A 12,821-nucleotide genomic window follows, 5' to 3' on the forward strand; every position below is an offset into this window, starting at 1 on the left:
CGCTGTTCATTCTCCTCTTTTATCTTCATTCGATTCAAATTGTTGAAGAAATCCTTGAACTTCTTGTTCATAAGCTGCCTTATTTTCGCTAAAAGACATCGCATGTGCCCCGTGCGGCGCTATAAATAGCTGTTTATCACCTTTTTTTCGAGCATATAGCTGCTGACTCTGCTCGCATGGAATATAGTCATCATGAAGACTATGGATAAAAAGCACAGGTTCTTTCACCTGATCGATCACATCCAGCGGTGAAACTTGCCGAATGCTGTATCCATCCCGCCATTTTAACACTCGATCACTTAGTGGAAGAATCCATTGCCCTGAAAGACGAAAATCTGTTTTTAATCGATAAAGAAGCTGATCCTCAAAAGAAGCAAAAGGACAGTCAGCTATGTAAAAATTGGCGCTTGCTTCCGGCTTTGCAGCATATAACAAAGTCGTGACTGCACCCATTGATTCTCCATGTATGCCGATAATGGCATTTTCCCCGAGTCTTTGTCTGAGCCACTTCACGACCTGCGCTAAATCTTCTTTTTCATAGTATCCATAACTCGTGGTTTTCCCGCCGCTCATTCCATGTCTTCTATGATCATAAAGCATCACATTCCATCCGAGCTTTTGGAATAATTTCATATACTTAACGGAATTAATCAAACTGACTGTGACGCCATGACAAAGTACAATGGTGCGTGTTGTATGTGGATGCGGCACAAAATAGCCATGAAGATCATAACCAAATGCTGAAGGAATACACACTTTCTCTTTTTTAAGCTGTTGAAACTCTTCGTGATGATAGTGTCCTTCATCTGATTCTCTTTTGATGAGCTCTTCATCCGTTAATTTTCGAATATACATCATTTTATTGGTGAAAAAAATGCCGATTGCAGCGAGCGGACATAATATCAAGGCAAGTATAGCGATCCATTTCTTCATCCAGCTGATTCTTCCTTTCCGAAGTTTTTCCTATGACGATCATACCACATGTTGGGAGATTGGCGTGACTCTTGCTCAGCAAATAAAACGGATGATACACTTAGGGCAAAAGGAGAGAGGCACAATGAAAAAGACCAATCAAGATCAAGCGAAATTAAAGGACGGCATAAACGAGGATCTCAAACAGCAGCTCCTTCAAATGAAGCAGAACCTTGCCGCCCAGACAGAAAAAAGAGAAGAACAAAAACGACAAGACCTCCTTCGGCAGCAGAAAGAAAAAGAAAAAAATAAAAGCTTCTCCGAGCTGCTAGATGAAAGTCATTTGGACTGGAGAAAATATAAAAGCTAAAAAAAGGGAGCTCTGATGCTCCTTTTTTTCATGTCATCATTGAGATTGATCAACACGAAATGAACTTGTTCAAAACATAGGTGCTTTGAGAGCAGACTCTTCTGACTCCTTCGAATTTCACTTCATTTCAGCTTCGTGACAATATGATTTAAAACTAAATCCCATCACCTATTTTATACGTGATCAAAATAGAAGAAACGGGAGTATTGATTTATTAAAATCCCTTTTTATTACAAATATAGTAATTAAGACCCTTTAAATAAAGGAGCATTCTTCTTATAATGAAGATGCATTGAAAAATTTGGAAATGGAGATGATTCACATGAAATTGAGAAGAACAATGACTGGAGTTGCTTTATCTTTAGGATTGCTTTTACCTGTTTCTGGACAAGCTCTTGCTACAAATGATTCAACGGAAGCGGATTTTCGTACGTCGGTGACTACAATTGTTGATTGTTCTGTAACTCCTTTTAAAGGTGGAGGTAATCGATTATGTATGCATTCAGATAATGGCGTATTTGCAAATAATTTTCAACGTTTTGGTACTACATTTCACCTTAAAGGCAAAGCCGGAAATTATGCGTATTATGAAAGTGCAAATAGATAAGAGTACAGGGGCTTTTAGCCCCTTCTCATTTTTAATAGAGAAAAACACGATAAAAAGAGATCACATAAAGCGATCTCTTTTTATCTTATTTAAACCGGTGCGCCTCATACACAGATGGTTTTGTATAGTAAGTCAATGCTTTTACTTCTTGGTCACTTAAAGAACGTGCATTTGCCGCTGCAACATTTTCTTTTAACTGTTCCACCGAGCTTGCGCCAAATACAACGGAACTGACCGCAGAATGCTTAAGCAAATATTGAATGGACAGCTCTGTGAGTGATAGGTCATAAGCGACTTTCTTTAAAGAAGGAATGACCTGCTGGAGATCGTCAAATGAATATTGAAGATAGCCGTTTTTTTGAATCGCTGCACTTGCTTGCGAAAGTGGTTTTTCAGTTAAAAGCCCTTTTGCTAAAGGTCCTCTTGCGACGACACTAATGCCTTGTTCTTCAAGAAGAGAGAACCATTCCTCTGGACGGCGGTCGAGTAAACTATATTGCATCATCACACTGACGATGTTCGATTTTTTGGCGTATTCTTTAATGACGTTAGGACGGATAGAAGAGATGCCATAATAGCGAATAACGCCTTCTTCCACTAATTCTTCAAAAGCCTCAATCGTCTCATCGATAGGATCATCTATCGTGCCTCCGTGCAGTTGGTATAAATCAATATAATCTGTTTGCAGCCGCTTGAGGCTTTGTTTCACGGCCTTTTTTATGTACGCCTTTGAAGGGTCCCAGTCCCAGCCAGATTTGCCTTTTTCAAAGCGGTTGCCGCCTTTTGTGGCCAAAATCAAATCTTGCCGCCTGTTTTTAATAGCCTCCCCGACAATTTCTTCATTTGTCCCAAAATCATATAAATCGGCTGTATCCAAATAATTAATTCCAAGGTCTATAGCCTCATCTAATAAAGAGAGCGCTTTTCCTTTTTCCGTTCCAAGGGACATACATCCTAGTGCTGCCTCACTCACCAAAAGATCCGAGGTACCAATTCGTCTTTTTTTCAATTCCATCACACTCCTATCCCTTCACATTAAGTGAAAAAAATCTGGAATTCAAGCTAGGTGATTTCAAGTGGCGCATTGAAGCAAGCGTTCGCATTTCGCTTCTCCTAAATCATCTATGTTAAAATGAATGAAGTAAAAAGTGAAAGTAGAACGAGGAGCTGACAAAATTGAAGGACTTTGAAGAAAAAACATTATCGACTAAAGAATTATATAATGGAAAAATCATTGATTTGGTTCTTGAAGATGTAGAATTGCCAAACGGAAAACAAGGCAAACGCGAAATCATCAAACATCCTGGTGCAGTAGCCGTCATTGCTCGTACAGACGAAAATAAAATCATCTTGGTCAAGCAATACCGTAAAGCACTAGAGAGAGCCATCGTTGAAATTCCGGCTGGAAAATTAGAGCCAGGAGAAGAGCCGGCACATACAGCACTGCGAGAATTAGAAGAAGAAACAGGGTACACCACTCAGCAGCTCCAAAAGCTGACGGCCTTTTATACATCACCTGGTTTCGCAGATGAAATCGTCCACATTTATCTTGCAGATCAGCTGGTTCCGCTTGAAGAAAAAAGAGAGCTGGATGAAGATGAATTTGTTGAAGTGATGGAAGTTTCATTAGAAGAAGCCTTGCACCTCATTGAAAAGCAGCACATTTATGATGCAAAAACAGCCTATGCCATTCAGTACTTACAATTGCAAGAGGTACTTAAGTCAACAAAATGAGGGAGTTTTTTGCAGACATCCATATTCATATTGGCAGAACCAGAACAGGCAGAGCTGTTAAAATTACAGGTGCAAGGTCACTGACAATTGACCAAATTCTCATTGAAGCAACGCAAAGTAAAGGGATGGGGATGATTGGTGTGATTGATGCACAATCTCCAGAAGTCCTAGAAGAATTAATAGAGGGTGTAGAGGAAGGCAAGTACACTGAACTAAATGATGGCGGTCTATCATTTGGACAGACCGTGCTGCTTTTAGGCAGTGAATTAGAAATTAACGATAACCATTCAAAAGGTCCAATTCACGTGCTTGCATTTATGCCCACACTTCACAAAATGTCTGAGTTCTCCGCATGGCTCGCGCTTCATATGAAAAATGTGCATTTGAGTTCACAGCGCCTCTATGTTGATGGGAAAACACTTCAGCGCAAGGTCAAGGAGCTAGGAGGCTTGTTTATTCCTGCTCATATTTTCACGCCGCATAAAAGCTTATTTGGCAAAGGAGTCAACACGTCTTTAACGGAAGTATTCGACCCAGACCTCATTGATGCTGTTGAACTAGGTCTTAGCTGCGATACGTCAATGGCGTCCCAAATAAGTGAGCTGAACCGTTATCCCTTTTTAACGAATTCAGACGCTCATTCTTTAGGGAAAATTGCGCGAGAATATACAAAAATCCGAATGGATCATGCCTCTTTTGCCGAATTCAAACTAGCCCTTGAAGGGAAAGAGGGCAGAGCCATTACAGGAAATTATGGACTCGCTCCGCGGCTTGGGAAGTACTATCATACAACCTGCGAGAAGTGCGGAGTAAGACCTCGCGCGCTAGATCAAGAAAAGTGCCACACATGCGGACATACCCGGATGACAAAAGGGGTGAGTGAGCGTTTAAAGGAGCTTGCTGACCAAGAAAGTGACAAAGGAACAAGACCTCCTTATGTTCATCAGCTCCCGCTTCAATTTATTCCGGGTGTCGGAGTCAAAACGCTGGAGAAGCTAAAAGCCGTGTTTCACACAGAGATGAATATCCTTCATCGAGCAACAGAACAAGAACTAAAAGCTGTCCTGCCAGAAAAAACAGCCAATTACATCATCAAAGCAAGAAAAGGTGAAGTCGAACTGATCGCTGGCGGGGGCGGAGTGTACGGTAAGGTGGATATCAATCATGAATCAAGTTAACTGGACATGTCAAACGTTTGACCAATTAACAAAAGAGGATCTTTACCTGATTTTAATGGAAAGAGTCAATGTGTTTGTTGTTGAACAAACATGCCCTTACCCTGAAATTGATCACCGGGACCAAGAAGCGCTTCATCTGTCTGCAAAAGAGGACGGCACGATTGTGGCTTATTGCCGAATTTTTCAAAGCGGAATCATGTACGAAGAGGCGTCCATTGGCCGCGTTCTTGTGACGCAGGCAGGCCGAAAAAAAGGCTATGGAAAAATGCTGCTCAGCAAGGCTTTGGAAAAGCTGAGTGAATTAGGTGAAACAAGTGTCAAAATTCAGGCGCAGGCCTACCTGAAGTCGTTTTACGAATCATTTGGTTTTAAGGCCGTTTCAGATTGTTATGATGAAGATGGGATTCCTCATCTTGATATGGTGAAAACAGAAAGATAGGCGTGTATACGTCTATCTTTTTTATGTCACATCGTGTATCATAACGTCAACGATAGGGGTTTTGCCAAATGGGAAAAAGCAATGCAAAGAAAAAACGAGAACATATTCAAAGGCAGCACAGCCGAAACCCGGAACTGTCGAGAGGAAACATGCCGCATTTTAGCACACATGAAAGAAAGACAAAAACAAAACAAGAAGCCTTGCAGCACATGATGAAAAAACATAAAAGAAGGAATGCTTATGATCACTATCAAGAGGATCATAAGCATTTTTATTTTGCTTTTTTGTGACAACTAGTTCAAATAAATGGAAAAATTTTAAAAAATAGGACAAACGGTCGTTTCTTTTTGTCTGAAAATGTAGTTAAATGACAAAAAGATGAAAGGGAGAGTGAGTATTGTGAACGTCAAGTCAATTGGAGCAAGGCTTTGTATGGCAAGTATGATGCTGGCATCGGTCACGTTCGGCGCCTCACATATTTCTGCAAAGGAGCAAGCAAAAAAAGAGTACATGATCGGCTTTTCTTCTTCCGTTCAAGATCATACACAAAAACAGCTTGTCGAAGAAGCTGGTGGGCATGTAAAAGAATCCATAGAGCAAATAGATATGATGAAAGTTTCCTTGAATGAGGCATCGAAAGAGAAACTGAATCAGGCAAAAGAAGTGACCTTCATTGAGGAAGACCAAAAGGCAAAAACAAGCGGTCAAACGATCCCATATGGCATCAAAAGCATCAAAGCACAAAAGGTACATAAACGGGGATACGCCGGACAGAATGTCAAAGTAGCCGTTCTTGACAGCGGCATCGATGGCAAACATGAAGATTTACATGTCACCGGCGGAGTCAGCTTTGTTCCAACAAAGTCAGATCCGCTTGTTGACCCGCATGAACACGGAACGCATGTGGCAGGCACAATTGCAGCGTTAGATAATAAGGTAGGTGTCGTTGGTGTTGCGCCAAAGGCTTCTATCTATGCGGTCAAGGTGGCAGATGAAAATGGTGACGGCTACTATAGCTGGATCATTAAAGGAATTGAATGGGCCATTGAGAATGACATGGATGTCATCAATATTAGTATGGGAGGAGCAAGTGAATCTGAAGCGCTGAAAGAAGCGGTAGATCGAGCATACGACAAAGGGATTCTCATTGTGGCTTCTGCTGGGAATGCAGGAAGTTATGGCTCTCTCAACACGGTTGACTATCCAGCTAAGTACGCCTCAGTGATGGCGGTTGCCTCTGTTGACGAAAGAAAACAAAGAGCCTTTGATTCATCTGTCGGCGAAGAAGTGGAAGTCTCAGCACCGGGCGTTTCAACGCTCAGCACCATTCCTCATAATGAATATGGCTATAAGAGTGGAACATCCATGGCATCACCGCATGTAGCGGGCGCTGCGGCTGTCATTCTATCAAAACATCCGAATTTGACAAACGATGAAGTGCGCGAGAGACTTTCAAAAACGGCTGCAAAGCTTGGAGATCCTTTTTATTATGGTGCCGGGCTTGTGAACGTACAAAAAGCCGCCCGATAAATGATAAGAGAGAGCAGTGTTTAGGCTGCTTTCTCTTTTTTCTTTCAATAAAACTGTCATGTTTCGTAATCTCTCTCATAGAATCTAGTAACCTTTACTATTTGGGAGGAAGACGCATGCGGAAAAAGTCTTGGAAGGAACATCTTCTTCAGCACGTAAAAGACCATCTATCGATTTATTTGTTTGTCTCTGTACTCTTTTTAATGGGCGTGATCTTTGGGGCCATCATCGTCAATAGTATGACAATTAGTCAGAAAGAGGATTTATTCTATTATTTAAATCAATTTTTTGGTCAGCTGACGAATGAGAAAGCAGCAGAATCAAAAGAAATGTTTTTGCAAAGCTTTTTGCATCATATGAAATATTTAGGTCTTATGTGGATACTAGGAATATCTATCATTGGCCTGCCGCTCATCTTTCTCATGATCTTTTTAAAAGGAATTGTCGTTGGGTTTACAGTTGGTTTTCTAGTAAATCAAATGGGGCTGAGTGGTTTTTTCCTTTCGTTCGTATCGGTTCTTCCGCAAAACATATTGCTTATTCCAGCCTATTTAGTGATTGGTACATGTGCGATTGCGTTTTCCATCCGTCTCATTGGGCAGCTGTTCATGAAAAAAACCATCAGTCAAGCACCTGTTCAGTGGTTCGCCCGGTATGCATCTGTTTTGCTGATGATTTTAACGCTTGCTGCACTTTCGTCCTTTTTTGAATCTTACGTATCTTTCATGCTCATGAAAAAGCTGGCAGGTGTTCTTTTTTCATAATTTTATAATCGTTATTAAATAATAATCAATTTATTTATCAATTTAAAATGATTATAGTTGGCTCTCAGCACATCATTTGATATAATGATCAAGTAATGTGGCGTAGGAGGGAAAGTCAATGGAAAATCGGATTGATCGAATTAAGAAACAGCTTCATTCTTCCAGCTATAAGCTCACGCCACAGCGTGAAGCAACAGTAAGAGTACTGCTTGAGAATGAAGAAGACCATTTAAGTGCAGAAGATGTATACCTCCTCGTAAAAGAGAAGTCTCCTGAAATTGGTCTTGCTACTGTTTATCGAACGTTAGAATTGCTAACTGAACTGAAAGTTGTTGATAAAATTAACTTTGGAGACGGCGTTTCGCGATATGATCTTCGCAAAGAAGGAGCCGCTCACTTCCATCATCATCTTGTCTGCATGGAATGCGGGACAGTCGATGAGATAGAAGATGATTTATTAGAAGACGTTGAAGAGATTATTGAACGTGACTGGAAATTTAAAATTAAGGATCATAGATTGACATTCCATGGTATTTGCCACCGGTGTCATGATGATGAATCCGGCAAATAATCCGAATTGGAACCTTTTCATTTAAGATGAAGAGGTTTTTTGCATTTTCGCTGTATATTCCTTGTCCCACCTGGCATATGCTGAAGTAATGAGAAGCTTGAGAAAGGACATGAAAATCATGCGAAAATGGCTCAAAACAACAGGTGAAGTGATGAAAGTATTCATCTTGTTCACTGGTTTTACCGTCTTGTTCTATTATGCTATGATATGGATAAATTCAGAATATGAAAGCTACCATCGTTATGATAAACCAGAGGGTGCAGCAATTAAAGTGATGGAAATGGATCAGCCGAATCAAGACAACTGGCAAGACCGATTGATTTATTTTTATCAAAACGGGGAGTAGAAATCATTGAACGATCAATTATCCGACTTTATTCATTTTATGACAGTAGAGAGAGGACTCTCTGAAAATACCATTGTTTCTTATAAACGAGATTTACAGAACTACCTTTCTTTTTTAATGACACATGAGCAGCTGACGGATATCAAAGATGTCACGCGCCTGCATATCATTCATTATTTAAAGCAGCTAAAGGAGGAAGGGAAATCGAGCAAAACGTCAGTGCGGCATCTATCCTCGATCCGTTCCTTCCATCAATTTCTGCTCCGGGAAAAAGTGACAACAGATGATCCGTCGTGGAACATTGAAACGCAAAAAACAGAGCGGAAACTACCGAAAGTTCTATCACTAGGGGAAGTCGAAAAGCTGCTTGATACACCAAATCAGCACACTCCGTTTGACTACCGTGACAAAGCGATGCTCGAGCTCTTATATGCAACAGGCATTCGCGTCAGTGAAATGCTAGATCTGACTCTTGCTGATGTTCACCTCACAATGGGCTTTATCCGTTGTTTTGGAAAAGGAAGAAAAGAGCGGATTGTGCCAATTGGTGAAGCTGCTGCAAGTGCGATTGAAGAATATATCGAAAAGGGAAGAAGCAAGCTGTTAAAAAAACAGCCGGCAGATGCCTTATTTCTCAATCATCACGGAAAAAAAATGTCGCGGCAAGGTTTCTGGAAGAATTTGAAAAAAAGAACCATCGAAGCAAGGATTCAAAAGGAACTCACACCCCATACACTCAGGCATTCATTTGCAACACATCTGCTTGAAAACGGTGCAGACCTAAGAGCCGTGCAGGAGATGCTCGGACATGCCGATATCTCAACAACACAAATTTATACACATGTGACGAAAACAAGACTGAAAGATGTGTATCACAAATTCCATCCAAGGGCATAAGTAAAGCATGACACAGTGAACGTGTGTCATGCTTTTTCATGTTTGCACCGTTTATGGTTGTCAACCGGCTTGTAAACGGTTTATACTTGAGATGTCAGACCTCTCTTTTTGAAAGGTCAAAAGACAAGAATATTGAAGGAGGCGCTTTTTAATGCCTGATTATCAGTATAAACGCATTTTCCTCGTCGTAATGGATTCAGTAGGAATTGGGGAAGCACCCGATGCTTCTGAATTTAATGATGTAGGTGCAGATACACTAGGACATATTGCTGAAAAAATGAACGGGCTTCATATGCCGAATATGGCGAAGCTTGGGCTGAGCCATATTAAAGAAATCAAAGGAATTCCAGCGGATGAAAAACCGCTTGCGTATTATGGAAAAATGCAAGAAGCATCAAATGGTAAAGACACAATGACAGGACACTGGGAAATCATGGGTCTTTACATAGACACACCGTTCAAAGTCTTCCCAGACGGATTCCCAGATGAACTATTAAATGAACTAAAAGAAAAAACAGGCAGAGGCATTATTGGAAATAAACCTGCGTCTGGTACTGAAATTTTAGACGAGCTTGGCGAAGAGCACATGAAAACAGGCGATCTAATCGTCTATACATCTGCGGATTCTGTGCTGCAAATTGCTGCGCACGAAGAAGTGGTGCCATTAGATGAACTTTACCGTATTTGTGAAATTGCACGTGAACTCACATTAGATGAAAAGTATATGGTTGGACGTATTATCGCTCGTCCGTTTGTCGGGGAGCCTGGCGCATTTGTCAGAACACCAAACCGCCATGACTATGCTTTAAAACCATTTGACCGTACAGTTATGAATGAGCTGAAAGATGATGGGCTCGATGTGATTGCAATCGGAAAAATCTCTGATATTTATGATGGTGAAGGAATCACATCTTCTCTTAGAACAAAATCGAACATGGATGGAATGGACAAGCTGGTCGATACACTTAAAACAGACTTTACAGGACTCAGCTTTTTAAACCTTGTTGATTTTGACGCTCTTTACGGACATAGAAGAGATCCAGAGGGCTACGGAAAAGCATTAGAGGAATTTGACGCACGACTTCCTGAAGTGTTTGACCTGTTGAAAGAGGATGATCTCCTTGTGATCACAGCAGATCATGGAAATGACCCTGTTCATCACGGAACAGATCATACAAGAGAATACGTTCCGCTCATTGCTTACAGCAAAAAGCATCAGGGAGCAAATGAACTGCCAACAGCAAAAACCTTTGCTGATCTTGGAGCAACAGTTGCAGACAATTTCAAGTCAGCCATGCCAAAATACGGCACAAGCTTTTTATCTAAACTCAAATAGGGGGAAATCTCGTGGGAGCACAGTTTTCAGAAGCGGCGGCATACATTAAACAAGCATCGACAAACGTACCAACAGTTGGATTGATCTTAGGTTCAGGGCTTGGCATTTTAGCAGATGAGATTGAAAATCCAATCAAATTGAAATATGAAGATATTCCTGGATTCCCTGTTTCAACAGTAGAGGGTCATGCAGGACAGCTCGTCATCGGGACGCTGAAAGGCACTGTCGTATGTGCTATGCAAGGACGTTTTCACTTCTATGAAGGATATGATATGAAGCAAGTGACGTTTCCAGTCCGTGTGATGAAAGAAATTGGCATTGAGACATGCATTGTGACAAATGCAGCCGGCGGTGTGAATACATCCTTCCATCCAGGCGATCTCATGCTGATTACAGATCATATCAATATGATGGGGACCAATCCATTAATTGGACCAAATGACAGTCAAGGTGTTCGTTTCCCTGATATGTCTGCCCCATACGATAAAGATTTGCTGGCACTTGCAGAAGAAACAGCTCAGCGCTTAGGTATATCTGTACAGCATGGTGTTTATGCAGGGATGACAGGTCCTTCATATGAAACACCGGCTGAAGTTCGTTTCCTCAGAACACTTGGAGCAGATGCTGTAGGCATGTCAACTGTTCCAGAGGTGATTGTTGCGCGTCATGCAGGAATCAAAGTGCTTGGTATTTCATGCATTTCTAATGCGGCATCAGGTATTTTAGATCAGCCGCTGTCTCATGATGAAGTCATTGAAGTAACGGAAAAAGTGAAAGCGAGTTTCCTTGATTTAGTAAAAGATGTAGTCAAACAACTCTCATAGCATGTTTCAAGAAGCCTTCTGTTTTATCGACAGAAGGTTTTTTTATGGCAATCATACGATCTCTGAATAAAACAGCCTGTATGAGGAAAAAATAGAAAGGATTACGATAATGGAGGTCTGCCACTTGAAACGTCATATATGTGCATTGTTTATTTTAATGATCCTTATCTCAATGGTTTCACCATCAGCGATAGCAAAAGAAAAGATTGAAAAACCAGGAGAAAAACAAACATCAGAATTGGTGCACGAAGCCAAATCAGCGATCTTAATAGAACGTGACACGGGAAAAGTGCTTTACAACAAAAACAGCGATGAAAAGCTTGCACCCGCAAGTATGACCAAAATCATGACGATGCTTCTCATCATGGAAGCCATTGATCAAGGAAAACTGAAAATGACTGACAAGGTTAGAACAAGTGACTATGCAGCATCAATGGGAGGGTCACAAATCTTCCTTGAGCCTGGAGAAGAAATGACCGTGAAAGAAATGATGAAAGGCATTGCGATTGCGTCAGGAAATGATGCTTCAGTTGCCATGGCAGAGCATATTGCAGGGTCTGAAGAACAGTTTGTGGAGCAAATGAACAAAAAGGCAAAAGAACTCGGCCTCACCTCTACGGTCTTTCAAAACCCAACAGGACTTCCTGAAAAAGACCATTACAGTACAGCTCATGATATGGCAAAAATGGCAAAAGAGCTGTTGAAATATGAACAAATCACTAAATTCACAGGGGTCTACGAAGACTATCTCCGTCAAAACACGGATAAAAAATTCTGGCTTGTGAATACGAACCGATTGATTAAATTTTATCCAGGAGTCGATGGGTTGAAAACAGGTTTTACAGGCGAAGCCAAATACTGTTTAACTGCATCCGCTAAAAAAGGCAACATGCGCGTCATTGCAGTTGTCTTCGGCGCAAGTACACCGAAAGACAGAAACGCTCAAGTGGTCAAAATGTTAGACTATGCATTTAGTCAATACACCACTCACCCGCTTTACAAACGAGGACAAGACGTAGCGGAGATCAAGGTAAGCAAAGGGAAAAAGAAAAAAATTCAGCTTGTCACCTCTGAGCCAATCTCCCTTTTAACGAAAAAAGGCGAAAATGTGGATCAGATTAAAAAAGAAATCAAATTGTCTCAGGATGTCACGGCCCCATTCTCAAAAGGAACGGAACTAGGTACAATTGTCTTGAAAAAAGACGGAAAAGTGCTGCATGAAAGCCCTGTAGAAGCTAAAGAAGGAATGGAAAAAGCAGGCGTTTGGACTTTCTTGAAACGAGCGATGGCGGAATTTGTGAAATGGAAATAAA

General features: G+C 41.1%; 16 protein-coding genes. 14 read left to right on the plus strand and 2 right to left on the minus strand.

Annotated elements, in window-relative coordinates:
* Window positions 1-6: 6 nt before the first annotated feature.
* Window positions 7-933 carry an alpha/beta hydrolase gene (locus C6347_RS10570; protein ID WP_106036838.1) on the minus strand — a complete coding sequence of 309 codons (927 nt, stop codon included), beginning with the start codon at window positions 931-933 and terminating at the stop codon, window positions 7-9.
* Window positions 934-1,057: 124 nt separating this feature from the next.
* Between C6347_RS10570 and C6347_RS10575 the strand changes: the two genes are divergently transcribed.
* Window positions 1,058-1,282 (plus strand): YqkE family protein, encoded by a 225-nt coding sequence (locus C6347_RS10575; protein WP_060596778.1) that lies wholly within the window; start codon window positions 1,058-1,060, stop codon window positions 1,280-1,282.
* A gap of 322 nt (window positions 1,283-1,604) precedes the next feature.
* A complete protein-coding gene (locus C6347_RS10580) occupies window positions 1,605-1,889 on the plus strand; it encodes an LCI fold-containing protein (RefSeq protein WP_066030702.1) in 285 nt (94 codons plus the stop codon).
* Between the two features lie 85 nt (window positions 1,890-1,974).
* Here the strand turns inward: C6347_RS10580 and C6347_RS10585 are convergent, their stop codons facing one another.
* Window positions 1,975-2,898 carry an aldo/keto reductase gene (locus C6347_RS10585; protein WP_060596776.1) on the minus strand — a complete coding sequence of 308 codons (924 nt, stop codon included), beginning with the start codon at window positions 2,896-2,898 and terminating at the stop codon, window positions 1,975-1,977.
* Between the two features lie 167 nt (window positions 2,899-3,065).
* Between C6347_RS10585 and C6347_RS10590 the strand changes: the two genes are divergently transcribed.
* The 12 genes from C6347_RS10590 to C6347_RS10645 all read left to right on the plus strand — a co-directional run bounded on the left by C6347_RS10590 (window position 3,066) and on the right by C6347_RS10645 (window position 12,820).
* Window positions 3,066-3,623 carry an NUDIX hydrolase gene (locus C6347_RS10590; RefSeq protein ID WP_060596775.1) on the plus strand — a complete coding sequence of 186 codons (558 nt, stop codon included), beginning with the start codon at window positions 3,066-3,068 and terminating at the stop codon, window positions 3,621-3,623.
* The gene (locus C6347_RS10595; RefSeq protein WP_106071633.1) at window positions 3,620-4,801 is read left to right on the plus strand and encodes a TIGR00375 family protein; all 1,182 of its coding nucleotides are present in this window, start codon (window positions 3,620-3,622) and stop codon (window positions 4,799-4,801) included. The genes C6347_RS10590 and C6347_RS10595 overlap by 4 nt, the downstream gene beginning before the upstream one ends.
* Window positions 4,788-5,240, plus strand: coding sequence for a GNAT family N-acetyltransferase (locus C6347_RS10600; RefSeq protein WP_034661163.1), 453 nt, complete (start codon window positions 4,788-4,790; stop codon window positions 5,238-5,240). Before C6347_RS10595 ends, C6347_RS10600 begins: the two co-directional genes overlap by 14 nt.
* Window positions 5,241-5,308: 68 nt before the next feature.
* On the plus strand, window positions 5,309-5,530 hold the full coding sequence (locus C6347_RS10605; RefSeq protein ID WP_034661160.1) for a hypothetical protein: 222 nt from the start codon (window positions 5,309-5,311) through the stop codon (window positions 5,528-5,530).
* A gap of 109 nt (window positions 5,531-5,639) precedes the next feature.
* Window positions 5,640-6,770, plus strand: a complete 1,131-nt coding sequence (locus tag C6347_RS10610; protein ID WP_081311399.1) for a S8 family peptidase — start codon at window positions 5,640-5,642, stop codon at window positions 6,768-6,770.
* Window positions 6,771-6,886: 116 nt separating this feature from the next.
* On the plus strand, window positions 6,887-7,534 hold the full coding sequence (spoIIM, locus tag C6347_RS10615; RefSeq protein WP_060596772.1) for a stage II sporulation protein M: 648 nt from the start codon (window positions 6,887-6,889) through the stop codon (window positions 7,532-7,534).
* A 118-nt stretch (window positions 7,535-7,652) separates the two neighbouring features.
* Window positions 7,653-8,105 (plus strand): ferric iron uptake transcriptional regulator, encoded by a 453-nt coding sequence (fur, locus tag C6347_RS10620; protein WP_003215577.1) that lies wholly within the window; start codon window positions 7,653-7,655, stop codon window positions 8,103-8,105.
* Window positions 8,106-8,223: 118 nt separating this feature from the next.
* Window positions 8,224-8,451 carry a YqzK family protein gene (locus C6347_RS10625; RefSeq protein WP_003215798.1) on the plus strand — a complete coding sequence of 76 codons (228 nt, stop codon included), beginning with the start codon at window positions 8,224-8,226 and terminating at the stop codon, window positions 8,449-8,451.
* Window positions 8,452-8,457: 6 nt separating this feature from the next.
* Window positions 8,458-9,348 carry a site-specific tyrosine recombinase XerD gene (gene xerD, locus C6347_RS10630; protein WP_106071634.1) on the plus strand — a complete coding sequence of 297 codons (891 nt, stop codon included), beginning with the start codon at window positions 8,458-8,460 and terminating at the stop codon, window positions 9,346-9,348.
* Between the two features lie 151 nt (window positions 9,349-9,499).
* Window positions 9,500-10,684 (plus strand): phosphopentomutase, encoded by a 1,185-nt coding sequence (gene deoB, locus C6347_RS10635; RefSeq protein ID WP_066030705.1) that lies wholly within the window; start codon window positions 9,500-9,502, stop codon window positions 10,682-10,684.
* Between the two features lie 11 nt (window positions 10,685-10,695).
* Complete coding sequence (locus C6347_RS10640; RefSeq protein WP_034661149.1) at window positions 10,696-11,508, plus strand: purine-nucleoside phosphorylase; 813 nt, start codon at window positions 10,696-10,698, stop codon at window positions 11,506-11,508.
* 157 nt (window positions 11,509-11,665) lie between these two features.
* Complete coding sequence (locus tag C6347_RS10645) at window positions 11,666-12,820, plus strand: D-alanyl-D-alanine carboxypeptidase family protein (RefSeq protein ID WP_374955737.1); 1,155 nt, start codon at window positions 11,666-11,668, stop codon at window positions 12,818-12,820.
* The last annotated feature ends 1 nt before the right edge of the window (window position 12,821 follow it).

Origin of the sequence: Bacillus sp. NMTD17, assembly GCF_002998735.1 — a bacterium.
Taxonomy (GTDB): Bacteria; Bacillota; Bacilli; order Bacillales; family Bacillaceae; genus Bacillus.